Below are 23,453 nucleotides of genomic sequence, written 5' to 3' on the forward strand. Positions count from 1 at the left end.
CAGTTTGCTTCGAGGCTCGAAGCTGTTACCTTGTTTCTTGCTTTGAGGTTCGAAGTAAATAGCGAGGCCGAGCACGAGGAAGCGATACACCCATGTACAGGTACACCGGCATCACCGCGCTCGTCACCGGCGCCTCGAAGGGTCTCGGCGTGGCGTACGCCGGTGAACTCGCCCGACGAGGGGCCGATCTCGTGCTCGTGGCCCGCTCCGGCGACGCGCTGCGCCGGGTCGCCGACGAGATCCAGCAGGAGCACCGGGTCGAGGTCGCGACCGAAGTGGCCGATCTCGCCGACCCAGACGGGGTGGCGCGCCTGATCGCGGAACTCGACCGGCGGGGCCGCACCATCGATCTTCTGGTCAACAACGCGGGCGCGGGCGCCATCGGTCCGTTTCTGAGCTCCTCGCTGCGGCGCAACGTCGACTCCGTCGAACTGAACGCCATCGCCCTGATGAGCCTGACCCATGTGCTCGGCAACCGCATGGCGGAGCGGGGGCGCGGCGGAATCATCAACGTGGCCTCCACGGCCGCCTTCCAGCCGATGCCGTACCAGGCCAGTTACGCGGCGACGAAAGCGTTCGTGCTGTCGTTCACCGAGGCGCTGGCCGAGGAGTTGCGCGGCACCGGGGTGCGGGTCATGGCGGCCCACCCCGGAGCCACCGCCACGGGGTTCTTCGACGCCACCTCCGCCACCATGAACCCGGCCTTCACCGACGCGCCGGAGGATGTCGCGGCCAAGACCCTCGACGCCTTCGCCAAGGGCGCCGTCAACTCCTACCCCGGGCGGGCGATCAACAGACCGGCGACCTGGCTCTCCCGCGCGTTGCCCCGCACCACGGTCGCGCGGTTGACTGGGCGCGTGAACCGGGCCATGGGGTTGCACCGCGCCCAGGACCTCGACGTCTTGGCGTGATCGCGTGGCCTTGAAGGCAGCGACACGCTGAGCGCTGGGGTGGCAACGTTCCGGTAACAAGCCGTTGACGTGGGGGAGGAGTTACCGGAGACTCCTGACTACGTAGTCAACGGCTCCTGGAGTGTGACCCATGCGCGATACAGGTCGCGGCCCCCGCCGTCCGGCCGGCAGCATGGACGTCGCGCGGCTGGCCGGAGTGTCGCAGAAGACCGTCTCCCGGGTGATCAACGCCGAACCCAACGTCCGCGAGCACCTGCGCGAGCGCGTGCTGCAGGCCGCGCGAGAGCTCGGCTACCGCCCCAACACGGCCGCGCGGGCGCTCATCAAGGGTAGATTCCACCGCATCGGGGTCGTCTCGCTCGGCAGCACCCTGTACGGCCCCGCCGCGACGCTGGTCGCGCTGGAGCGGGCGGCCCGCAGGACCGGCTACTCACTCAGCATCGTGTGCACACTCGAAGGCGAGCCGGGCGGCATCAGCGCCGCAATCGACTCGCTGATCAGCCAGGGCGTGGACGGCATCGTGCTGTCGGAGCCCATAGACGAGGGACAGGACCTGGCCCTCGACTCGGACGTACCGGTCCTGAGCTTCAACCAGCTGAGCCCGCCGTACGCCGACAACGGCGTGTTCATCAGCGGTGGCGGCGTCGCCGCCGGGCGCGTGGCCACCGAGCACCTGCTGTCCCTGGGCCATGCCACCGTCTGGCATGTCGCGGGGCCGCAGCGCTGGTGGGCCGCGCGTGACCGGCTGGCCGGCTGGCGCGAGGCGCTGGCCGCGGTCGGCGTGCCCGAGCCGCCGGTCCTGGAGGGCGACTGGTATCCCGCGTCGGGGTACGCCGCAGGCGTCGAGTTGGTCGCGGCGGGCGATGTGACCGCCGTGTTCGTCGCCAACGACGACATGGCGATAGGCGTCATGCGGGCGTTCGCCGAGGCCGGGCTGCGCGTGCCGGAGGACGTCAGCCTCGTCGGCTTCGACGACTCGCCGCACGCCGCCTACCTGGTCCCGCCCCTGACCACCATCCACAGCGACTTCGAGGGCGCCGCGGTTCGCGGCCTTCAGCTGCTGGTGGAGCGGATCGAGGGGGCCACGGGCCCGGCGGTGCTGGAGGAACCACCGGCCGAACTCATCCCGCGCGGCTCGACCGCGCCCCCGGAATCGAGGTGACCGGCTAACGGTCAAGCAATGACCCGGATGGGAGAACGTGTTGCTACCCGAGCAAGTGCTCTTCGGCGCCGCCTACTACCACGAATACCAGCCGTACGAGCGGTTGAAGACCGACCTCGACCTGATGGCCGGGGCGGGCTTCTCGGTCATCCGCGTGGGCGAGTCCGTCTGGTCCACCTGGGAGCCGGACAACGGCCGGTTCGAGCTGGACTGGCTGCGGCCGGTGCTCGACGGCGCGCACGAGCGCGGCATCCACGTCGTGCTGGGCACCCCGACGTACGCCGTGCCGCCGTGGCTGGCCCGCCAGTACCCCGAGATCGCCGGGGAGCGGCGGACCGGTGAGCGCATCCCGTGGGGGGCCAGGCAGGAGGTCGACTTCACCCACCCCGCCTTCCGCTTCCACGCCGAGCGGGTGATCCGGGTGATCGTCGCCCGCTACGCCGATCACCCGGCGGTCATCGGCTTCCAGGTGGACAACGAACCCGGCTTGGAGCTGCTCCACAACCACGGCCTCTTCCAGCGCTTCGTGGACCACCTGCGCCGCCTCTACGGCGACGTCGAGACGCTGAACCGCGAGTGGGGCCTGGTCTACTGGTCGCACCGCCTTTCCACCTGGGCCGACCTGTGGACTCCCGACGGCAACATCCAGGCCCAGTACGACCTGGCCTGGCGCCGCTTCCAGGCCGACCAGACCGCCGAGTTCATCGACTGGCAGGCCGGCATCGTGCGGGAGTACTCGCGGCCCGGGCAGTTCGTCACCACCTGCATCTCCTACAACCGGCCCGCCCTGGCCGACGACCGGCTGACCCGCCACCTGGACGTCACCGCCGGCAACCCGTACTACGCGATGCAGGACGGCCTGGCTTTGCCCGGCGCCGACGCCGGCCCGCAGGGCTGGACGACCAGCGGGACCTGGGCGCTCTACCACAGCGCCGACCGGATGTACTCCTCCCGCCAGGAGCCCTTCCTCGTCACCGAGACCAACGCGCAGTCGATCGGCGCCCCCTGGATGAACCGCCCCGCCTACGATGGGCAGTGGCGCCAGGCGGCCTACGCCCTTGTGTCGCGCGGGGCCGGCATGATCGAGTACTGGCACTGGCACACGCTGCACTTCGGCGCCGAGACCTACTGGGGCGGCATCCTGCCGCACAGCGGCCGGCCGGGGCGCGTCTACCAGGAGATCGCGCGCATCGGAGCCGAGCTCAGGACCGCCGGGGACCTGATCGCGGGGCTCACACCGGACGCCGACGTCACGATGCTCTACTCCGCGCCGAGCAAGTGGGCGCTGGAGTTCTACCCGCCGCTCACCGACGGCGAGGGCGGGCCAGACCGGCGCTCGTACGAGGGCATCTTCGACCCGTTCTACCGAGGCGCCTTCGACGCGGGACTGCAGGTGCGGATCATGCACACCGGGCAGCTCACCGAGCAGGAGCCGGCGGACGCCGCCGGCCGGCATCCCGTCCTGGTCGTCCCCGCGCTCTATATCGCCGACGATGACACGCTCGACTGGCTCGCCGCCTACGCCGCCGCCGGCGGTCACCTGGTGCTCGGACCGCGTACCGGCTACGGCGACCTGGAGGCGCGGGCCCGTACGGACGTCATGCCGGGCCGCCTCGCGGAGCCCGCCGGCATCTCGTACGAGGAGTTCGCCAACCTGGACGCCGACCTCCCGGTCCACGCGCCCGAGGGCTCGCCGCTGGCACTCCCGCCCGGCGCGGCGGCCACGCGCTGGGCGGATGGGGTACGGGTGGAGGCGGACCGGGTGCGGGTGGAGAGCGCGCAGGTGCTCGCCCGCTACGAGCACCCGCACTACGGTCGGTGGCCCGCCGTCACCAGCCGCGCGCACGGAGAGGGGCGGATCACCTACGTGGGGACCGTGCCGGACACCGTCCTGGCCCGCGCCCTGTTCGACTGGGCCGTCCCGGCCGAGCCGTCGGGCTGGCGGTTCGGGGCCGCGAGCGTGACGTCCACGGGCGCCACCTCCCGGGACGGGCGCAAGGTCCGCTTCGTACACAACTGGTCGTGGGATCCGGTCGCGGTCCGGCTGCCCGTCGCGGTGCGGGACGTACTCGATGGGAGCGACCACTACGCCGGCGGGGAGCTGACCCTCGGGCCCTGGGACGTGCGGATTCTCGTGGAGCGCTGACGCCACGGGGGGCGCCCGCCGAGCGGACGCCCCCCGTGGTCGCTCAGATCAGCAGACGATGAAGATGCTCTGCCAGCCGACCGGCGTCCGCTGCTCCGCGTTGCGATTGGAGGGCAGCTCGAAATGCATCACGCCCTGCGCGTTGGGCTGGTTGTACATGCGCCCGGACTGACCGTCGCCGTACCACTTGTAGGACCCGTGGAAGGGGATGTTGGACACCCCGCACGCGTCGAGGACGACGGACCTGCCGGTGAAACCCCGGCCTTCGTAGGCGATGTACTGCGAGGCGTAGGCGGCGCTGGCGGTGAGGGCGATGATTCCGGCGGTCAGGGCGGGTACGAGGAGGATTCTCTTCACACTGCTCCTTGATGCAAGTTTCCGCTGGGCGGGCGCGTGGCCCGCCGTAGGACGCCCTCCATCATGTACGGAAAGTAGTCGAGGCGACACTTACTGTGACGACAGGCTGTGCTCGCCTCAGCGCCGATCCGCGTTTCAGCGCAGATAAGAGGCGCCGTTGAGGTCGAGCACCGTGCCGCTGACGAACTCCGCCTCGGCCGAGGCGAGATAGCGCACCGCCGCCGCGACCTCCTGCGGCTGGGCGATCCGGCCGAACGGGCTCTGCGCCTCGACGCCGGCCCGGTTCTCCTCGGTCAGGATGGAGGCCGCCATGTCGGTCTCCACGAAACCCGGCGCCACCGCGGAGACCGCGATGCGGTGCGGCGCGAGCGCGATGGCCAGCGACTGACCCATCGCGGTCAGGCCGGCCTTGGCGGCGGCGTATCCCGGCGCCTGCGGCTCGCCCCGGTAGGCGCCGCGGGAGGCGACGTTGACGATGCGTCCGCCACGGCCGCGCTCCACCATGTGCCGGGCCACGCACCAGGAGACGTTCGCGGCGCCCAGCAGGTCCACCTCGACGGTCCGGCGCCAGATCCGCTGCCAGGAGGCGTAGTCCACGGTCAGCGGATCGTGGAAGAGGTAGACGGCGGCATTGTTCACGAGCACGTCGATGCCGTCGAGGGCGTCGATCGCCGCCGAGACGAACGCGGCGACGGCCTCCGGATCCGCTATGTCTCCCTGGACGACGGCGTGGCCGTCGCCGTCGAGCGCCGATCTGACCTCCTCCGCCTCGCGGGGGGAGTCCCGGTGATGGATCGCGACCCGGTCGCCGTCGGCGGCGAAGATCTTGGCGATCTCACGGCCGATCCCACGCGACGATCCGGTTACGAGCACGCCTCGACTGTCCACGATCGACCTCTTTCCCAACAGACTTCCGGCGGTACGCCGTCGGGCCACGCTAATGCAGATCGCTGGACGACCAAGCTGCGGGGTGGAAGGCACCACGTCCGCTTCCTCGAAGGCGTGGTGCCGTTGGGTTGGGAGTCAGCAGGAGGCGAGCATGCTGCTCAGGGCCGTCTTCTCGGCGCTGTCGAGGGTCAGGCTGTAGTACCACTTGACCTGGATCCAGGATCGGGCGTACCGGCAGCGTTCGGCGGTACGTGGGGGCTGCCATTCGGCCGGGTCCTGGTCGCTCTTGGACTGGTTGACATTGTCCGTCACAGCCCACAACTCGGGGCCGCCCAGGTCGTTGGCGTACTGCTGGCGCTGGGCGGTCGTCCACGCCCACGCGCCCGAGGCCCATGCCTCGGCAAGGGGGACCATGTGGTCGATGTCGACGTCGGAGGCGGCGGTCCAGGTCGCGCCGTCGTAGGGGCTGTACCAGCTGCCGGAGACGGCCGCGCAGGCGGAGTCGGTCACCACGTTGGTGCCGTCGCGCTTGAGGACCTCTTCGCGGGTGTTGCAGGTCCCGCTCTGGGTGATCCAGTGCGGGAACAGGTCGCGGTCGTAGGTGCTGCCGTGGGATTCGGCGGCCACGGTGAGGGTGGCGAGCCGGGAGGTGGCGGTGGCCGCGGACGGGATGTTCGGCGGGGTCGCCACAGCCGGTTGCGTGGTGATGGCCAGGGTCAGGAGAGTGGCGCAGGTGATGTTGAAGGCAGCCGATAGCGCCTCAGGCGGCCAGGCGCCGTACGTACCAGTCGTGGTCGTCCTGGCCCCGTCTCAGGTAGGTGAAGCCGGCTCGGCCGGCCACCGCCGCCGAGGCGGTGTTCTCCGGATTCACCCTGATGGCCGCTTGGGTGGCCCCGGCGGCCGCCGCGTGCAGGCAGGCCAGCCGCACCGCGCGGGTGGCGATGCCACGGCCGCGCCAGGCCGGGTAGAGCCCGTAGGCGAGATTGACCTGCCCGGGGACCAGATACGGCTGGTCGAACTGCACGTCGATCGTCCCCGCGAGGACCCCCTCCGTACGCACCCCGAACGTATGCACGGGCCCACCGGCCGCCCACCGCTCCAGGCACCGGCGTATGTGCGCCTCGACCGTGGCCCGGGTTCCCGGGCCTCCGTTGAGCCAACGCACCAGCTGGTCGTCCTCCCCGGCCAGGTGGGCGTCGACGTCATCCAGGCACAGGGGCGAGAGGGTGACCGTGCTGTCGGACAATCTCGATATCTCGGGCATCTGGCGAGTCTCCGCCGGAGCGCAAGGGTGACGCCAGCGAATTACGCCGGTCCGCCGGCCGGAGCGGTCGAGCCCCGGACGATCAGTTCGGTGGCGAGTTCCACGTGGTGGGAGTCGATCTTCTCGCCGGCCGCCAGGCGCAGCGCCGTACGCAGGGCGACGCCGCCCATCTCGCGCAGCGGCTGGCGGACGGTGGTCAGCGGGGGTGAGGCCATCGGGGCGAGCTGGGTGTCGTCGAAGCCCACGACGCTGAGGTCCTCGGGGATGCGCAGGCCGCGCGCCCGGGCGGCCTCCATGACGCCCAGGGCCATCTCGTCGTTGGCCGCGAAGATCGCCGTCGGCGCCTGGGCCAGGTCGAGCACCGCCGCGCCGGTGACCATGCCGTCGTGGTAGTGGAAGCGCCCCGTCTGTACGTACGCGGGCGGCACGGGCACTCCCTCTGCCTCCATGGCGGCGCGGTAGCCGTGCAGGCGGGCCTGGTTGCAGGCCGCGGACGCCGGGCCGCCGAGGTAGGCGATGCGCCGGTGCCCGAGGGAGAGCAGGTGCTGGGTCGCGGCGAAGCCGCCCGTGAAGTTGGTCGAGCCGATGCTGGTCACGCGGACGCTGGGCAGGTTCAGCGGGTCGATCACGACCAGCGGCAGGTGAGCCCGGGACAGGGCGGTCAGTTGCGCCGAGGTCAGCTCGCTGGTCACGGCGATCAGCGCCCGCCGGCCGGCGGAGATCAGGGAGCGGACCCACCCGGGGGTACGCTCCCTGCCTCTGCGGATGCTGATCACGACCCCGATGCCGACCTCGGCCCCGGCCTCGACCGCGCCTTGGATGATCTCGGCGGAGTACGCGGTCAGATCCGTGTCGAACTGCACCTCGATCGTGGCGACCCCGGTCGCCTCGGTCCGGCGCGGCGACGGCGCGACGTAGTCATGCTGCTGCAGCAGGGACTGCACCAGGGAGCGGGTCGCCGGCGCGACGTCGCTGCGGCCGTTGAGCACCTTGGAGACGGTCGCGACGGACACGCCGGCCGAGGCCGCCACGGTGGCCAGCGTGGCCCGCCTAGGACTGACCGGCATCTCTGCCCTCCTGTTTCCCTGCCACGGGGTCCACGTCCACGGGTGTGACAAGCCGCCGGCCGCGACCGACGGTCCGCAGCGGGCCGGTCAGCCGGATGACGCCGCGGCACGGCAGGTCGGCGGCGGAGGTGCCGACGAGCACCTCGACGTCCCCGGGCTCGACGATCCGCCGCAGGTCACGGCCGGTGAAGGCGGTCCGGTCAGCGTGTACGCGAAAGCGCACGCACGCGCTCGCACCCGCCTCCAACCGGACCCGCGCGAACCCGGCCAGCTGCCGCACCGGCCGGGTCACCTGGGCGAGCACGTCGTGCAGATACAGCTGGACGACCTCCTCGCCCGCCCGGCCACCGGTGTTGCGGACACGGACCGACACCGTGAACTCCCCGTCCGTGGGCACCTCGGCGTCGCTGATCAGCAGGTCGCCGACCTCGAAGGAGGTGTAGGAGGTGCCGTAGCCGAAGGGGAACAGCGGAGTGGGATCGAGATTGCTGATGCCGTGGCTGTTGAGGCCCAGCGGCGGCTGCAGGTAGGTGCCCGGCTGCCCGCCCGGCCGGCGGGGGATCTGGACGGGCAGCCGGCCGCCGGGCTGCACCCGGCCGGACAGCACCCCGGCGATCGCCGCCGCGCCCTCCTCGCCGGGCATGAACGCCTGGACGAGCGCGGCGGCCCCGGCGTGCACCTCGCCCAGCGCGTACGGCCGGCCCGAGACGACGACCACGACGACCGGCGTCCCCGTGGCGGCGAGCTCGGCCAGCAGGTCCTCCTGCACCCCGGGCAGCCGCAGGTCCTCGGCGTCGCAGCCCTCGCCCGAGGTCCCCTGCCCGAACAGGCCCGCCAGGTCGCCCACGACGGCCACGCACAGGTCCGCCGCGCGGGCCGCGGCCGTCGCGGCGGCGAAGCCGGAGCGGTCCTCACCTCGCACGTCGCAGCCGCGTTCGTGGAGGATCTCGGTGTCCGGCAGCTCCGTCCGCAGGGCGTCGAGGACGCTGGGCGCCTCGAGGCCGAGCCCGAGGCCGGGGTGGCGGGGCAGGACGTGGTTGGGGAAGGCGTAGCAGCCCATGAAGGCGCGCGGCTCGGCCGCGGCCGGCCCGACGACCGCGACACGGCGCAGCTCCTGCGCGCGCAGCGGCAGCGCGGTGCCGCCGTCGAGCAGGACGATGGACCGCTCGGCCATCTCGCGGGCCAGCGCCCGGTTGTCCGGCGAGTCCAGGTCCACCGTGTCCGCCGCGGACACCGAGCCCTCGGGCGTCCAGTCCTGGTCGAGCAGCCCCAGCTGGACCTTCTGGGTGAGCAGGCGGCGCGCCGCCCGCTCCACCAGGGCTTCGGGCAGCTCGCCCCGGCGTACCCGCTCCACCAGGTGCGGGCCGAAGCCGAGGGTGTCGGGCAGCTCGACGTCGATGCCCGCGCTGAGCGCCAGGACGCCGGCCTCGTCGGTGTCGGCGGCGACCTCGTGCATGGTCGCCAGGAACGGCACGGCCCAGTAGTCCGAGACGACGGTCCCGGTGAATCCCCACTCCTCGCGCAGCAGGTCGCTCAGCAGCCAGGAGTCGGCCGCGGCCGGGACGCCGTCCACGTCGGAGTAGGAGTTCATCACCGAGCGCGCGCCGCCCTCGGCGATGGCCGTCTCGAAGGGCGGCAGGATCATGTCCATCAGTTCGCGGCGGCCCATCGGGACGGGACCGTGGTTGCGGGCCGCCCGCGCGGCGGAGTAGCCGGCGAAGTGCTTGAGCGTGGCGATGATCCCGGCGCTCTCCAGGCCGCGGACGTATGCGGCGCCGAGCATCGAGACGAGATAGGGATCCTCGCCCATCGTCTCCTCGACCCTGCCCCAGCGGTAGTCGCGCACGACGTCCAGCACAGGGGACAGGCCCTGGTGCACGCCCACGGCGCGCATGTCCCGCCCGATGGCGGCGGCCATCCGCTCCACGAGGCCGGGGTCGAACGTCGCGCCCCACGCGATGGCGGCGGGGTAGACGGTCGCGCCGTACGTCGTGAACCCGGTCAGGCACTCCTCATGGACCAGCGCCGGAATGCCGAGGCGGGACCGTTCGACGACCAAGCTTTGCAGGCGGACCACCTCCGCCGCGCCCTCGGCGGCGGTGACCGGTCCGCTGCCGAAGACGCGGGTCAGGTGACCGAGCCCGTGGCGGCTCGCCTCCTCCAACGGGATGGTCCCGGACGCGGCGAACACGTCCTGCATCGGCGCCACATTGAGGGTCACGTCCGGGTCCGGATCGGGCTGGTCGGCTGGCCGCATGTCGTTGCCCACCCACCGGCTGCCGAGCTGGCCGACCTTCTCCTCCAGGGTCATCTCGGCAACGAGGGCGTCGACCCGTTCGGCCACGGGGAGCGTCTGGTCCTGCCACGGGCGGAGAACCCGCTCCGCCGCGAGGGGCCGATCTACAGCCGTCATCTGCTGCTCTCCTTAGTGCCGCAATATTTCGCAATGTTTCGGCGCCGTCAAGTGATCTTTGCGGGTAGCGCTTGCCGGTCGTTCCTGGGTCTTGACACGTCAACAGCCGAAATCTAGATTGACGGCCGCGCGGTCATTTCGCAAATGTTTCGAGAACCTACTTAAAAGGCGGATTGGGGGAGAGGCATCGGGGGGTGCTGCTCCACGACCGCCGGCCACCGCATCCCATGATCAACGAGCCGCGGCCCGCCCCCGGCATTCGAGTACGGAGATCAGCGTGGAGTCCAGGACAACGTCTCGCCGCACCTTCCTCAGCCTCTCGATGGGCCTGCCCCTGGGCGCCGCGCTCGCCGCCTGCGGCAGCTCCGGCCCCACCAAACCCGGTGCCAGCAGTGGTGGCGGTGGCGCCAAGGCCACCTACTGGTACCTGTCCACCCAGCCGCAGGAAGGCATCCGCACCGCCGCCATGGAGCGGTTCAACAAGGCCAACCCCAACGGCCAGATCACCGGGACGACCTTCCAGAACGACGCCTTCAAGACGAAGATCAAGACGGCGATCGGGGCCGGCCAGGCGCCCACCATCATCTGGGGCTGGGGCGGCGGCGGCCTGCGCAGCTACGTACAGGCCGGCCAGGTCGAGGACCTCACCTCGTGGTTCGGGCAGAACGCCGCGGTCAAGGACCGGCTGTTCCCGTCCTCGTTCGGGGCCGCGACGGTGGACGGCAAGATCTACGCGATGCCGTGCGAGACCGTGCAGCCGATCGTCCTGTACTACAACAAGAAGCTCTTCGAGCAGATCGGCGCCCAGCCGCCCCAGTCCTGGGGCGACATCATGGACCTGGTGCCCAAGTTCAACGCCAAGGGCATCGCGCCGTTCTCCCTCGGCGGGCAGTCCCGCTGGACGAACATGATGTGGCTGGAGTTCCTCTTCGACCGCATCGGCGGCTCCGAGGTGTTCCAGGCCGTGTTCGACGGTCAGAAGGACGCCTGGTCCAACCCGGCCGCCATCGACGCCCTGACCAAGATGCAGGCCCTGATCAAGGCCAACGGGTTCATCAAGGGCTTCTCCTCGATCACCGCGGACTCCAACGCCGACCAGGCGCTGCTGTACACCGGAAAGGCCGCGATGATGCTCCACGGCGGCTGGACGTACGGCAGCATGTCCGCCGACGGCGGCGACTTCGTCTCCGGCGGTAGCCTCGGCTACATGAACTTCCCGCCGGTCGACGGCGGTAAGGGCGACCCCAGCGACACGGTCGGCAACCCCGGCCAGTACATGTCGATCTCCGCCAAGGCGACCCCGGAGCAGAAGGAGATCGCCAAGAAGTTCTTCGCCTCGTTGCTCTCGGACGAGGAGGTCAAGGCATGGGTCGGGGCCGGCTCGGTGCCGATCGTCAAGGGCGCCGACAGCGCGTTCGGCTCCTCCAAGGACGCGGAGTGGCTGAAGTTCGTCTACGGCATCGCCAGCAATGCCAAGACCTTCGCCCAGTCCTGGGACCAGGCGCTCAGCCCCACGGCGGCGGAGGTGCTGCTCGACAACATCGCCAAGCTGTTCCAGCTGTCGATCTCACCGCAGCAGTTCACCACCAACATGAACGCGGTCATCGGCAAGTGACCACCATTCCGACCTCCGCCGGACCAGGTCAGCCATCGGCCCGGGCGCGAGGGGGACGCAACCTCCCCCTCGCGTGGCTGACCGTTCCGGCGCTGGTGTTCTTCGTGGGCTTCGGGGTGATCCCGCTGATCGGGGTCCTCGCGCTCAGCTTCACCACTTGGGACGGCATCGGCGACATCCACTTCTCGGGCTTCACCAGCTGGCACGCCGTCCTCACCGACCCGGGCCTGCCGCACGCGCTGTGGGTGACGTTCCTGATCATGGCGCTGTCCTGGCTGGTGCAGACGCCGGCGAGCATCCTGCTCGGGGTGTTCCTGGCCGGGGCCCAGCGCTACCGCGCGGTGCTGTCGGTGCTGTACTTCATCCCGCTCCTGCTCAGCTCGGCGGCCATCGCCATCACCTACAAGGCGCTGCTCGACCCGAACTTCGGCCTCGGCGCCGGACTGAAGATCGAGCTGCTCAGCCAGGACTGGCTCGGCCGGCCCGGCCTCGCCCTCGGCGTCGTGGTCTTCGTGGTGTCCTGGCAGTTCATCCCGTTCCACTCGCTGATCTACCAGGGCGGCGTACGGCAGATCCCGAAGTCGATGTACGAGGCCGCGGAGCTGGACGGCGCCGGGCGTGTCCGCAAGTTCTTCAGCATCACCCTGCCGCAGCTGAAGTACACGATGATCACGTCCACGACCCTCGTACTCGTCGGCTCGCTGACCTTCTTCGACCTGATCTTCGTGCTGACCGCCGGGGGTCCGGGCGACGCCACCCGGGTGCTCGCCCTGGACATGTACAAGCGGGGCTTCCAGGCCAACCTCATGGGCCCGGCCAGCGCGATCGCCCTCATCCTCGTCCTCGTGGGCCTCGCCCTGTCGCTGTTGCTGCGCCGGCTCGGCGGCGGCAAGGCCGACCACAGCCAGATGGAAGGGGCCTGACATGGGGACGACCCTGACAACACGCCCTGAGCGGACCAGCGCCCAGCGGCCCCGGCACGAACGCGACGCGCCCGCCCGTCACTGGAACTGGCTGGGCGGCGCGACCGGGTGGCTCTGGCTGGTCGTCGTGGTGGTGCCCATCTACTGGATCGTCATCACCAGCTTCAAGACGCAGAGCAACTACTACGCGATGAACCCGCTGGCGCCGCCGACCGAGCCGACCCTGGCCAACTACCGCATGGTCATCGAGTCCGACTTCATCCAGTACTTCGTCAACAGCCTCATCGTCACCGTCGGCGCGGTGATCCCCGCGGTCGGCGTCTCCTTCATGGCGGCCTACGCGATCGTGCGGGGCTCCTCCTCCCGCCGGTTCATCCGGTCGGTCAACTCCCTGTTCCTGATGGGCCTGGCCATCCCGCTGCAGGCGACGGTAATCCCGATCTATCTGATCATCATCCGGCTGCACCTCTACGACACCCTGCTGGCGATGATCCTGCCGTCGATCGCCTTCGCGATCCCGCTGTCGGTGCTGGTGCTGTCCAACTTCATCCGCGACGTCCCGAAGGAGTTGTTCGAGTCGATGCGGATGGACGGCGCCACCGAATGGGGGACGCTCTGGCGCCTGGCTTTCCCTCTGTCCCGGCCGGCCGTGGTGACGGTGACGATCTACAACGCGCTGACGATCTGGAACAATTTCCTGCTGCCACTGATCCTCACGCAGAGCCCGGACAAGCGGACCCTGCCGCTGGCTCTGTGGACCTTCCAGGGCCAGTACAGCATCAACGTGCCGGCCGTGCTCGCCTCGGTCGTCCTGACCACGCTGCCGATCCTGACCTTGTACGTGGTGGGCCGGCGTCAACTCCTCAGCGGCCTCATGGCGGGCTTCAGTAAATAATCGCGCGAAATATCCCTTTTTGGTTAATGAATCCTCCAATACACCATTCCGAATGCTGACCGCGAAATGCGATAAACTCATCCCACCGAGGACATTTCGTGCGTTGGCACTCAGGTCAGCGTCGCCCACGGGTCTCTCCAGAGGCATGGACGGGGCACGCTGAGCTCGGACCTCGATGGGGGATCATCATGACCATCACGCACGCCGTACCGCTTCCCAGGGCCGTCGGAGCGTCCGCTCCGACCACGATCCAGCTGAGCGGTGAGATCGACATCTTCACCAGCAAGGAGCTTCGGCAGAGCCTGGTGGCGGCCCTGACGACGTCCACCAGCACGCTCATCATCGACCTGTCGGGGGTGTCGTTCTGCGACGCCACCGGCCTGGGCATCCTGGTCGGCATCCAGCACCGCGCCCGGGCGCAGGGCATCACGCTCGCCCTGGCCGGGCCCCGCCCGTTCATGCTCAACCTCCTGCGCGTGTCCGGGCTGGACCGCAGCCTGCCGATCGTGGTGTGACCCCTATCTCCCCGGGTTCTCGGAAATCGGAAACGGTCAGTCGGCGATGTAGCCGATCGACTGGACGTCGTACCCGCGTGTGACCGAGCCCTTGAGGTGCATCAGCAGGGCGCCGCCGTCGTAGGAGTAGGCGCAACCGTAGCCCTTCGGCTCCTTGGTGCAGCCCTGGAAGTAGTAGGTGACGCCCTTGGGGTCGTACTTGACGCGGAAGAGCTTGGCGACCGCCCGCTGCGAGGCCACCTCGAGGCCGAGGTTGCGATCACTCTGGTGCCAGGCCGTGAGCAGCTGCTTGGCGGCCACCGCCGGCTTGGTCACGTGGCGCGACTGGTAGACCCGGGTCACCTTCGAGCCTGAGACGATCATGAGCAGGCCGTTGAGCCCGCCCGGCACCCGCACGCTGGTGTGGACGAACCGGCACGCGTTGCCGGCGCAGCCCGCGAACTCGTCGGGCGCGCGGTAGACGTAGGAGAAGATCGAATTCACCGCCGCCGGGGTGGCCACCTTCGCGGCCGCCGCGCGGTCGCGCCGCAGCCACGCGTGGAACAGCTTGTTGGACACCTTCGCCGGCGTGGCCGCCGGTGCCGCTGTGTTCGGGGCGGCGGTGACGGCCGCCGCCGGAGAGGATGTGGCCAGCAGCGCGGCGACCGCGGTCGCCGCGCCGGCACCGAATAACCATCGTCGTGACATACCGGCGACGCTAACGACACCCGCTTGCACGGAGATTGACACCGGCTTGGCAGCGGAGCCAGGCGCCGGTCGGCCGGGACCGTGGCTAAAGGGTGGAAGACTCCTCCGTCACCAGGGCCCCGCTGGAGGTGTCGACCCGCATGTGCACCGGGCCGCTGATCAGCGACGGGTCCACGTGCAGCGTCCGCAGCGCGGCGTAGTCCAGCCCGCGATCCCTGGCCAGCGCGAGCGCCCGCTCGGCGACCACGCTCTCCGGTGTCTCCTCGACGCCCTCCATGTCCACGACGTGATGGACATGCTGGATCACGCCGTCGGCGTCATAGAGGACGCAGCTCTTGACGTAGGCGACCCGACCGCCGCCCGTTGACCTGAATTCCATCTCTCACCCCCAGAAGTCGAGCCGCGCGAGCAGCCAGCCGGTCTGATCCGTGCCCGTGGCGATCGCCAGGGTGACGCTGCTGACGCGGTCGAAGACCAGCGGCGGCCACGAGGGCCACTCGCCGAAGTCCACGTCCTGGTCGGCGCCGGAGTCGAGCCTGCGCCGGAAGTGCTTGATCCCCGCGTACTGCGTCCCGCCCCCGGTCGCGCCGTACAGCGAGACCGACGTGCCGACCAGCGCCGGGGGAAGGTTGACATCGACCGTGTGGTAGCCGTTTCCCCAGGCGGAGAACCAATGCCAGTCGATTCGAGTGACGGCCATCGCGCCCCCTCTCTCTTGGTTGTGCCGTTAAGCCAAGAGTGAGGAGGAATGGAGCGCCGCACCTGAGTAGTCCCCTACCCATTCGGGCCTCAGGAGTGGACGGCGCGGATCTCCGTGACGATGAACTCGTCGACGATGTGCTGGTTCTGCAGCAGGAACCCGACCATGCCCGCCACCGCCTCCGCGCCCAGCTCGGCGCGTATCTGCCCGCTCAGCAGGTAGACCAGGGGGGTCGACGGCTGGTCCAGCGCGAAGCGGCGGCCGTGGCGGTGTACGTCGTGCAGGGTCTTGATCGGGATCGGCCGCGCCGAGGTGAACCAGACCGCGACCTCCCACAACGGCAACGCCGGATCGGCGTCGGCCGAGACCTCGTAGCAGGTGACGCAGCCGTGCCCGGCGTGCTGCCCGTGCGGGCAGGTCCACTGGGCGATGTCGGCCCGGCTCTGGTCATGGCTGCTGAGGATCGCCGCCTCAGTCACGCGCCGGCGCGCCGATCGCCGCGGGCCCTCGGACGAGGGAAAGTGGTCGTTGACGATGATCGGGTCCCTTCTCTCCCACATTTCCGATCTATTGAGCCTAGCTCCCACGCGACGCTCCGCGACGGCCCCGCGCCCGACGGTCGCCCGTCGCCGGTCAGCCGCACCACCCGCCGACCGCGAAGCCCGTTATGCACCAAAGGCGGCCTGGAAAGGCATCCGAGGGCCATTTCAAGGAGGTTGCCTTAATAAAGCAGGCGACTTAAGGTGAGTTCGATCAGGTTCCCGAACTGGAGGGCACGATGACTGCTGAGGCGATTCCTGACTATCCCTTCACCCGGGCCACGGCTCTGGAGCCCCCCGCGGAGCTGGCGGAACTGCGCGAGCAGTGTCCTGTCGCGCACGTCCGGCTGCCCAGCGGCGACGTGGCCGGGCTGGTGACCCGGTACGACGACGCCCGGGCGGTGATCTCGGACCCGCGGTTCAGCCGCAACCTCGCCCGTGAGGGCGCCGCCCGCATGTCCACCACGAAGGACGGCGGCCTGTTCAGCCGGCGCCGGATGGGCAGCGAGAACATCAGCGAGGGGGAGGGGCACCTGCGGTGGCGGCGGCTGCTCAGCCGCTGGTTCACGGTCCGGCGGATGGAGGTGTGGCGCCCCAGGATCCAGGCGATGACCGACGACCTGGTGGACGGCCTCGTGGCCAAGGGCTCCCCGGCGAACCTGTCGGCCGGGCTGGGACTGCCGCTTCCGGTGCGCGTCATCTGCGCGCTGGTCGGCGCGCCCAGTGAGGACCAGGACAAGTTCGCCCACTGGTCGAGCACCATGCTGACCCTGACGCGTAACACCCAGGAGGAGGTCGACCAGGCGTACGAGGACTTCAACGCCTACGTCTCCGACCTGATCGCCCGCAACCGGGCCAACCCGGGCGACGACCTGCTCAGCGAGCTGACGCAGATCACCGACAGCGAGGACGGCCGCCTCAGTCACGCCGAGCTCATCGCCACCGTACGCGGGCTGCTGCTGGCCGGGCACGAGACCACGTCGAACATGATCGCCATCATGGCGGCGATGGTGCTCTCCGAGCGGGAGCGCTTCGAGGCGGTGATCGACGATCCCGAGCTGATCCAGGGCACGGTCGAAGAGGTCCTCCGCATGGACAGCACGCTCTCGGCGATCGGCGTGCCCAGGTTCATCACCGAGGACGTCGAGCTGAGCGGCGTGACGGTGCCCGCGGGGACGACGCTGATCCCCAGCGCGCCCTCGGCCAACCGGGACCCGCGCAAGTTCCCCGAGCCCGAGCGGTTCGATCCGCGGCGGCAGGCCAACCAGCACCTCACCTTCGGCGCGGGGCCGCACTTCTGCATCGGCCAGCCCCTGGCCAGGATGGAGCTTCAGGTCGTGCTGGGCACGCTGGCCCAGCGGCTGCCGAGCCTGCGGCTGCGGGACGCCCCCGACGACCTCAAGCTCCGTACCGGAGGGATCTCCGGCGGGCTGCAGGACGTCTGGGTCACGTGGTAACTGGAGGACTTGTCATGAAGGTCATCGCCGACCAGGACTTGTGTTGCGGCAGCGGGATGTGCGTGATGACCGCCGACCAGGTCTTCGACCAGCGCGAGGAGAACGGCATCGTCGTCGTGGTGAACGAGGCGCCCCCGCCGGAGCAGCATGAGGCGGTGCGCGTCGCGGCCGCGGGGTGTCCCGCCTCGGCCATCCGGCTCGTGGAGTGACCTCCGCCTGATCAGGGAGTGGCGCTGACCGGGGCCAGCCACAGGCCGGTGATCGCGTCGATCATCCCCGTCGCGGCGGCGTCCCACGTCGCGTGCGGGGTGGCCGTGCCCTCGTGCAGCGCGCGCTCCCGCTCGGCGCACATGTGCACCAGCAGGTGCCGGATCATGTCCTTGCGCTCCTGTCGTACCTGCTCGGGCAGGTCGGGTACGAGCCGGGAGATCCCGTCGAGGGTCTGCCGCAGCGACGAGGACGTGATCGTGTCGTCGGTGACGAGCTTGCGGAAGGCGGGGTCGGTGGTGACCTGGGCGGCGAAGCGGGCGTACCAGGTCGGGGTGCCCAGGTCGGCTATGTGTTCGGTGACGGGGCGTACGAGGCAGGCGATCCACTCGTGCAGGCCGGCCGAATCCGTGATCGTCGTGAGCATCTCGGCGCGCCGCCGCTCCATCGGCTCGGCGTGCCGGCGGACGATCGCGAGCACGAGATCGGTCTTCGTGCCGATGTGGTAGCCGACCGCGGAGTTGTTGGCCTGCCCCGCCGCCTCGCTGACCTGGCGGTTGGACACCGCCGCCACCCCGTGCTCGGCGAACAGCCGCTCGGCCGTCGTCATGAGCAGCTCGCGGGTCTCGCCGCCACGCTCGGGCTTGGTCGTGGTCACCATTACCTCCGCACGGTCGTGGGAGCACCGTAGAGGGAGCGCCTTGATTAAGTCAACTGCTTGACTCTATTGAGGCGATCGCCTTACGGTTAGGATGGCCGCCGCGTGATCTTCGCGTACCCAAAAAGGGGGCAGGCGTGAGCGCGGCGCACAAGGGGGACTGGTCATAGAGCCCCATATCGCAACGATCGAGACAGGACGTCGATGACGACGCTGGTCCCTGGGACCGAGGTGCGGGCGCCACGCGGCGGCCTGACGGTGGCGGTGCTGGCGTTCGCCGGCATCGTGGTCGCGCTCATGCAGACCTTGGTCATCCCGTTGGTCCCGCAGCTGCCGACCCTGCTGCACGCCACCCCGTCGAACACCTCCTGGGCCATCACCGCCACCCTGCTGGCCGGTGCCGTGGCCACCCCGGTGTTCGGGGGCCTGGGGGACATGTACGGCAAGCGGCTGATCCTCGTGCTCTGCCTCGGGCTGCTGGTGACCGGGTCGGTCGTCTGCGCGCTCAGTAACTCGCTGACCCCGATGATCGTGGGCCGGGCCCTTCAGGGCGCGGCCGCCGGCGTCATCCCGCTGGGCATCAGCATCATGCGTGACGAACTTCCCCCCGAGAAGCTCGGCTCAGCGATCGGGCTGATGAGCTCCTCGCTGGGCGTGGGCGGCGCGCTGGGTCTGCCGAGCGCCGCGCTGCTCGCCGAGCACATCGGCTGGCACGTGCTGTTCTGGGTCTCGGCGGTGCTCGGCGCCGTGGTGGCCGGACTGGTGCTGGCCATCGTGCCGGAGTCGCCGCTGCGCACCGGTGGCCGCTTCGACCTGCTGGGCGCGGTCGGGTTGACGGCCGGACTGGTGTGCCTGCTGCTGGCCATCTCCAAGGGCGGCGACTGGGGCTGGACGAGTGGAACGGTTCTCGGGTTGTTCGCCGCCGCCGCGGTCATCCTGCTGCTGTGGGGTGTGTGGGAGCTCCGCGCGCGGCGGCCCCTGGTGGACCTGCGGATCACCGCCCGCCGCCGGGTGCTGGTGACGAACCTCGCCTCCATCACGGTCGGCTTCTCGATGTTCGCGATGTCGCTGGTGCTGCCCCAGGTGCTGGCGATGCCGGCGGCCACGGGATACGGCCTCGGCCAGTCGTTGCTGGTGATCGGCCTGTGCATGGCGCCGGGCGGCCTGGTGATGATGGCCACCTCGCCGCTCGCGGCGCGGCTGTCGGCCGCGCGGGGCCCGAAGGTGTCGCTCATGACGGGCTCGCTCGTGATCGCCGTCGGCTACTTCCTGGGCATCGCGCTCATGGGCGGGGTCTGGCAGATCGTCGTGTTCACCTGCGTCATCAGCGCCGGGGTCGGCATCGCGTACGCCGCCATGCCCGCGCTGATCATGTCGGCCGTCCCGGCGTCGGAGACCGGCGCGGCCAACGGCCTGAACGCCCTCATGCGCTCGATCGGCACCTCCACCTCCAGCGCGGTGATCTCGGTCGTCCTGGCCAACATGGTCATCCGCTTCGGCCCCGCCGAACTGCCGTCCCTCACCGGCTTCCGGGTCGCCATGATCATCGGCGGCGGCGCGGCGCTGGCCGCGTTCCTGATCGCCGTGTTCATCCCGAGCGGCCGCGATAGGGGTAATCTGGCCCCGGTGGAGGCAGGGACCGCGACCAGCGCGCGGTGAACCAGAGCGAGGTCGGACAACGGTCATGAAGGTCAGTGCAACGTGACGCTCTCCGAGACGGCCACCTCGATCTCGCCCCGCTCCGCGCTCGCCAGGGACAAACTGATGCACACCGCGGAGCGGCTCTACGCGGAGCACGGGTTCGCGAACGTGTCGATCAGGAAGATCGGCGAGGCGGCGGGCCAGCGCAACAAGTCGGTGGTGCAATACCACTTCAGCACCCGTGACGAGCTCATCCACGCGATCCTGGCCCGGCACATGGCCGCGATCGAGAAGCACCGCGTCGCGATGGTGGCCGCGCTGGGCGAGTCGGGCGAGATGTCCCTGCGGGACTGGGCCACCTGCCTCGTCCTGCCGAGCATCGAGCATCACATCGACGTGGGCACGCCGTCCTGGTACGGCCGGTTCCTCGCCCAGGCCGTCGTGGAGCCCAGCCTGCGCGAATACACGATCCAGGCGCATCTGAACATGCCGTCGTTCCGCCGCCTGGAAGAGCTCGGCCAGCCGCCCGGGCGGACCGCCGACCCTGAGCTCTCCGCGCAGCGGGGCGCGATGATCCGGCAGCTGATCGTCCACATGAGCGCCGAACTGGAAGCCGACCTGGCCGACCGCCGGGCGGACCCCGGAACCGCCGAGCGGGCTTGGCGGCGGCTGGGGGACAACCTGATCACCGCCATCACCGGGCTCAGCTCCGCCCTGCGGGAGTAGCGCCAGCTGTGGTGGCCGCGGCGGTGGCGAACCGCCAGCCGTGGTGGCCGAGTGTGCGCCGTGCGCCTTAGCCGTGGTGGCCGAGCACGCGCCGTACTCCTGCCGCCACCCAGATCGTGGCCAGCCCGGCGTACACGCTCAGCAGCGCCACGCCCGTCGAGGCCAGGATCGTCGCCGTGACGATGGCGAGGACGAGCAGGCCCGTCCAGCCGTACAGGATCGCCCGTCCGCGCGCCGAGCCGGTGTGCACGGCCTCCTGGACCGCGGTGACCAAGGCCATGACGGCCACGCCCGCGGTGCCGACCGTGTCCTGACCGAGCGCCACGCCCAGCACGAGCACCGCCGCGCCCACGGCCACCAGACCGCAGCACAGCACGGCCACGCGGGCCTCGGCGCCCTCGAAGAGCAGCCGGGTGTCCTTGGCACGGGCCAGCCGCAGCGTGGTCCACGCCTCGGCGACCCACGCCACCCAGTGCAGGAGCGCGATGATGATGAAGACCACGACGAGCGGCGGGACCGCGGGCAGCAGGAACACCAGCCGGCCGCCACGGAACCCGCCCCGCAGCCGCGCGAGCCGCCGGTAGAGCGGATTGCGCTGCTTCAGCGCCGTCACCAGGAGATCCCTGGCCTGGTCGAAGCCGGGGTCGAGGCGGAGCACCTCGCGGAAGGCGTCCGCCGCCTGTCGGGGATCGCCGAAGGCCAGCGCCGCCCGGCCGTACGCCAGGTGCGCGATGGCGCTCTCCGGGTCCAGCCCCACGGCGTCCGCGGCCGCGGACGTGGCCTGCTCCGCCTCCCCGAGCTCGGTGAGCGCCACCGCCAGCAGGCTCACCAGGTCCGACTCCTGCGGATCGATGGCCAGCCCGCGCCGCGCCGCCTCGGCCGCCTGGTGCCACTGACTCTTGGACACGTGGACGCGGGCCAGCAGCTCCCAGGTCGGGGCGTACTCGGGCTCGAGCTCAAGGGCCACGTGGAGCGCTGCCATCGCCTCGTCGGGCCGGCGGGCGAGCTGATGCACCTGTCCGGCCACATAGTGGGTGAGCCATTGGTCGGGCGCCAGCCGGATCGCCTCATGCGCCTCCTCGACCGCCTCGGCCACGACGCCCTGCTGGGCGAGGGCGAGCGCCAGGAAGGAGTGCGCGGTGACGTGCTGCGGATCCTGGGCGAGCGCGCCGCGCAGCTCCCGCTCGGCCTCGGCCGGACGGCGCATCCCCAGCAGGGTCCGCGCCCGCCGTACCGGATCGGCGGTGGTCACCACTTGGCTTTGACCCAGGGCAGCAGCTCGTCCCAGGCGCCGGAGTCGTTGGAGTGCATCACGTAGTTGCGCGCGGTGGCCATCCATTCGCGAACCGCGGTCGGCCGTACGCTCTGCGCCGCCGTCAGCAGGTCGGGCGTCGACAGCGGGATGGGACGGCCCGCGCTGATCGACTGCTGGAGCTTGACCTCCACCGCCCGGTCCACCACGCCCTTCAGATCCGCGCCGACGAAATGGTCGGTGACCCGCGCGACCGCGTCGAAGTCCATCTCGGCCAGGGGCTTGTCACGACACAGCAGGCGCAGGATGGCCGCGCGGGCCGCCGGGTCGGGCGGCGGGACGAACACCGGCTGGTCCAACCGGCCGGGACGGCGGAACGCCACGTCCACGTACCAGGGGGCGTTCGTGGCCGCCAGCACCAGGACACCTTCGTTGGCGTTCTGGTCCACGCCGTCGAGCTCGGCCAGGAACTGGTTGACCAGCTGCCGCGTGTGCGCCTGGCGCATGTCCGAGCGGCGGGCGGCCAGCGCGTCGACCTCGTCGAAGAACAGCACACACGGCCGGTTGCGCCGGGCCAGCTCGAACGTGGCCCGCAGGTTGCGCTCGCTGGAGCCGATGTACATGTCCAGGATGTCGGCCAGGCCGACGTTGACGAACGACGCGCCGAGCTCTCCGGCGGCGGCCCTGGCCAGGTGCGTCTTACCCGCTCCCGGCGGGCCGTACAGCAGCACTCCGCCACCGGCGCGCTTGCCGTAGGCGGCGAACAGATCCGGCTGCTGGATCGGCAGCAGGAGCTTGACCCGCAGCGACTCCTTGACCGCCTCCATACCGGCCACGTCGGCGAAGTTGAGCTTGGAGCGCTCGACCTCGGCAGTGGCGCCGTCCACCTGTGCGGGCGCCGACGTCGCGTAAGCCTGTCCAGTGGGAGGGGGCGGTGCGGCGTAGGACTGCCCGGGAGGCGCCGGTGGAGCGGCAGGCGCCGGTGCCCCGTACGGTGGGGCGGGCGGGGCCGACAGCCGGGCGGCCAGGTCGGCGTCTCCCACGGACGGATCGCGGGAGACCGCCTCGTGGTAGCGGTAGCCCGCCCGCGCGGTGTCCCCCTCGCCGAGCAGTGCCCGAGCCGCCAGCACGCCCACCTTGGGCGGGTAGCCGGGCGAGGCCAGCAACGGCTCGAGCGCGGCCAGCGCGGCACCGTAGGCGCTCTGCCGGACGAACGCCTCCGCCAGCCCGGCCATGATGCCCGCGTCCTTGGGCGCGAGCACGAGCGCGGCGCGGTATTCGGCCTCGGCCTCGCCGAGATACCCCTTGGCCAGGAGCTGCCCGGCCAGGTGCTGCCGCAGGGGAAGGTTGTCCGGGGATAGGCGGGCCGCCTCGCGGAGCGCCTGGAGACCGGCATCGTCGAGCACGTGCCGTCCCTTCTGTAGCGGGTG

At 70.5% G+C, this 23,453-nt stretch carries 24 protein-coding genes; 11 read left to right on the forward strand and 13 right to left on the reverse strand.

Features of this window, described 5'->3' with window-relative positions; translation table 11 throughout:
- The first annotated feature begins 92 nt into the window (after positions 1 to 92).
- From AB0J16_RS20070 to AB0J16_RS20080, 3 genes are all read left to right on the forward strand, one after another.
- A complete protein-coding gene (locus AB0J16_RS20070) occupies positions 93 to 911 on the forward strand; it encodes an SDR family oxidoreductase (RefSeq protein WP_358541264.1) in 819 nt (272 codons plus the stop codon).
- A gap of 130 nt (positions 912 to 1,041) precedes the next feature.
- Positions 1,042 to 2,073 carry a LacI family DNA-binding transcriptional regulator gene (locus AB0J16_RS20075; RefSeq protein ID WP_358541266.1) on the forward strand — a complete coding sequence of 344 codons (1,032 nt, stop codon included), beginning with the start codon at positions 1,042 to 1,044 and terminating at the stop codon, positions 2,071 to 2,073.
- A 40-nt stretch (positions 2,074 to 2,113) separates the two neighbouring features.
- Entirely contained in the window at positions 2,114 to 4,219 is a 2,106-nt protein-coding gene (locus AB0J16_RS20080) for a beta-galactosidase (protein WP_358541268.1), read from the forward strand.
- A 48-nt stretch (positions 4,220 to 4,267) separates the two neighbouring features.
- Here AB0J16_RS20080 and AB0J16_RS20085 read toward each other — a convergent pair whose 3' ends face one another.
- The 6 genes from AB0J16_RS20085 to AB0J16_RS20110 form a co-directional block, all read right to left on the reverse strand.
- Entirely contained in the window at positions 4,268 to 4,576 is a 309-nt protein-coding gene (locus AB0J16_RS20085) for a MiAMP1 family antimicrobial peptide (protein WP_225291077.1), read from the reverse strand.
- A 135-nt stretch (positions 4,577 to 4,711) separates the two neighbouring features.
- A complete protein-coding gene (locus AB0J16_RS20090) occupies positions 4,712 to 5,449 on the reverse strand; it encodes an SDR family oxidoreductase (RefSeq protein ID WP_358541271.1) in 738 nt (245 codons plus the stop codon).
- A 150-nt stretch (positions 5,450 to 5,599) separates the two neighbouring features.
- Positions 5,600 to 6,154 (reverse strand): HNH endonuclease family protein, encoded by a 555-nt coding sequence (locus AB0J16_RS20095; protein ID WP_358541273.1) that lies wholly within the window; start codon positions 6,152 to 6,154, stop codon positions 5,600 to 5,602.
- Between the two features lie 70 nt (positions 6,155 to 6,224).
- On the reverse strand, positions 6,225 to 6,728 hold the full coding sequence (locus AB0J16_RS20100; protein WP_358541276.1) for a GNAT family N-acetyltransferase: 504 nt from the start codon (positions 6,726 to 6,728) through the stop codon (positions 6,225 to 6,227).
- A gap of 41 nt (positions 6,729 to 6,769) precedes the next feature.
- The gene (locus AB0J16_RS20105; protein ID WP_358541279.1) at positions 6,770 to 7,795 is read right to left on the reverse strand and encodes a substrate-binding domain-containing protein; all 1,026 of its coding nucleotides are present in this window, start codon (positions 7,793 to 7,795) and stop codon (positions 6,770 to 6,772) included.
- Complete coding sequence (locus tag AB0J16_RS20110; protein WP_358541281.1) at positions 7,779 to 10,208, reverse strand: glycoside hydrolase family 3 N-terminal domain-containing protein; 2,430 nt, start codon at positions 10,206 to 10,208, stop codon at positions 7,779 to 7,781. The genes AB0J16_RS20105 and AB0J16_RS20110 overlap by 17 nt, the downstream gene beginning before the upstream one ends.
- Positions 10,209 to 10,485: 277 nt before the next feature.
- On the opposite strand from AB0J16_RS20110, the gene AB0J16_RS20115 reads away from it, so the two are divergent.
- From AB0J16_RS20115 to AB0J16_RS20130, 4 genes are all read left to right on the forward strand, one after another.
- The gene (locus tag AB0J16_RS20115; protein ID WP_358541284.1) at positions 10,486 to 11,823 is read left to right on the forward strand and encodes an extracellular solute-binding protein; all 1,338 of its coding nucleotides are present in this window, start codon (positions 10,486 to 10,488) and stop codon (positions 11,821 to 11,823) included.
- Positions 11,820 to 12,746 (forward strand): sugar ABC transporter permease, encoded by a 927-nt coding sequence (locus AB0J16_RS20120; protein ID WP_357952107.1) that lies wholly within the window; start codon positions 11,820 to 11,822, stop codon positions 12,744 to 12,746. The genes AB0J16_RS20115 and AB0J16_RS20120 overlap by 4 nt, the downstream gene beginning before the upstream one ends.
- Before the next feature lies 1 nt (position 12,747).
- Positions 12,748 to 13,641, forward strand: a complete 894-nt coding sequence (locus AB0J16_RS20125) for a carbohydrate ABC transporter permease (protein WP_358541287.1) — start codon at positions 12,748 to 12,750, stop codon at positions 13,639 to 13,641.
- Between the two features lie 188 nt (positions 13,642 to 13,829).
- Positions 13,830 to 14,156: an STAS domain-containing protein gene (locus AB0J16_RS20130; RefSeq protein ID WP_358541289.1), complete on the forward strand. Its 327-nt coding sequence runs from the start codon at positions 13,830 to 13,832 to the stop codon at positions 14,154 to 14,156.
- Between the two features lie 36 nt (positions 14,157 to 14,192).
- Here the strand turns inward: AB0J16_RS20130 and AB0J16_RS20135 are convergent, their stop codons facing one another.
- The 4 genes from AB0J16_RS20135 to AB0J16_RS20150 form a co-directional block, all read right to left on the reverse strand.
- Complete coding sequence (locus AB0J16_RS20135) at positions 14,193 to 14,843, reverse strand: hypothetical protein (protein WP_358541292.1); 651 nt, start codon at positions 14,841 to 14,843, stop codon at positions 14,193 to 14,195.
- Positions 14,844 to 14,928: 85 nt separating this feature from the next.
- Entirely contained in the window at positions 14,929 to 15,222 is a 294-nt protein-coding gene (locus AB0J16_RS20140; RefSeq protein ID WP_358199743.1) for a hypothetical protein, read from the reverse strand.
- A 3-nt stretch (positions 15,223 to 15,225) separates the two neighbouring features.
- Positions 15,226 to 15,543 carry a hypothetical protein gene (locus tag AB0J16_RS20145; RefSeq protein ID WP_357952112.1) on the reverse strand — a complete coding sequence of 106 codons (318 nt, stop codon included), beginning with the start codon at positions 15,541 to 15,543 and terminating at the stop codon, positions 15,226 to 15,228.
- Positions 15,544 to 15,632: 89 nt separating this feature from the next.
- Positions 15,633 to 16,103: a hypothetical protein gene (locus AB0J16_RS20150; RefSeq protein WP_358541295.1), complete on the reverse strand. Its 471-nt coding sequence runs from the start codon at positions 16,101 to 16,103 to the stop codon at positions 15,633 to 15,635.
- 218 nt (positions 16,104 to 16,321) lie between these two features.
- Between AB0J16_RS20150 and AB0J16_RS20155 the strand changes: the two genes are divergently transcribed.
- Both AB0J16_RS20155 and AB0J16_RS20160 read left to right on the forward strand, forming a co-directional pair.
- Positions 16,322 to 17,539 carry a cytochrome P450 gene (locus AB0J16_RS20155; protein ID WP_358541298.1) on the forward strand — a complete coding sequence of 406 codons (1,218 nt, stop codon included), beginning with the start codon at positions 16,322 to 16,324 and terminating at the stop codon, positions 17,537 to 17,539.
- A gap of 14 nt (positions 17,540 to 17,553) precedes the next feature.
- Entirely contained in the window at positions 17,554 to 17,748 is a 195-nt protein-coding gene (locus tag AB0J16_RS20160) for a ferredoxin (RefSeq protein ID WP_358541301.1), read from the forward strand.
- 11 nt (positions 17,749 to 17,759) lie between these two features.
- On the opposite strand, the gene AB0J16_RS20165 is transcribed toward AB0J16_RS20160, so the two are convergent.
- Positions 17,760 to 18,407 (reverse strand): TetR/AcrR family transcriptional regulator, encoded by a 648-nt coding sequence (locus AB0J16_RS20165; RefSeq protein WP_358541304.1) that lies wholly within the window; start codon positions 18,405 to 18,407, stop codon positions 17,760 to 17,762.
- Positions 18,408 to 18,608: 201 nt separating this feature from the next.
- On the opposite strand from AB0J16_RS20165, the gene AB0J16_RS20170 reads away from it, so the two are divergent.
- Positions 18,609 to 20,063 (forward strand): MFS transporter, encoded by a 1,455-nt coding sequence (locus tag AB0J16_RS20170; RefSeq protein WP_358541307.1) that lies wholly within the window; start codon positions 18,609 to 18,611, stop codon positions 20,061 to 20,063.
- A 42-nt stretch (positions 20,064 to 20,105) separates the two neighbouring features.
- Complete coding sequence (locus tag AB0J16_RS20175; protein WP_358541310.1) at positions 20,106 to 20,771, forward strand: helix-turn-helix domain-containing protein; 666 nt, start codon at positions 20,106 to 20,108, stop codon at positions 20,769 to 20,771.
- Between the two features lie 67 nt (positions 20,772 to 20,838).
- Here the strand turns inward: AB0J16_RS20175 and AB0J16_RS20180 are convergent, their stop codons facing one another.
- Together AB0J16_RS20180 and AB0J16_RS20185 are read right to left on the reverse strand one after the other, a co-directional pair.
- The gene (locus AB0J16_RS20180) at positions 20,839 to 22,023 is read right to left on the reverse strand and encodes a tetratricopeptide repeat protein (RefSeq protein WP_358541313.1); all 1,185 of its coding nucleotides are present in this window, start codon (positions 22,021 to 22,023) and stop codon (positions 20,839 to 20,841) included.
- Complete coding sequence (locus tag AB0J16_RS20185; protein WP_358541316.1) at positions 22,020 to 23,429, reverse strand: ATP-binding protein; 1,410 nt, start codon at positions 23,427 to 23,429, stop codon at positions 22,020 to 22,022. Before AB0J16_RS20185 ends, AB0J16_RS20180 begins: the two co-directional genes overlap by 4 nt.
- Between the last annotated feature and the right edge of the window lie 24 nt (positions 23,430 to 23,453).

The sequence above is a fragment of the Nonomuraea sp. NPDC049750 genome, from assembly GCF_040659625.1.
In the GTDB taxonomy this organism is placed as follows: Bacteria; Actinomycetota; Actinomycetes; order Streptosporangiales; family Streptosporangiaceae; genus Nonomuraea.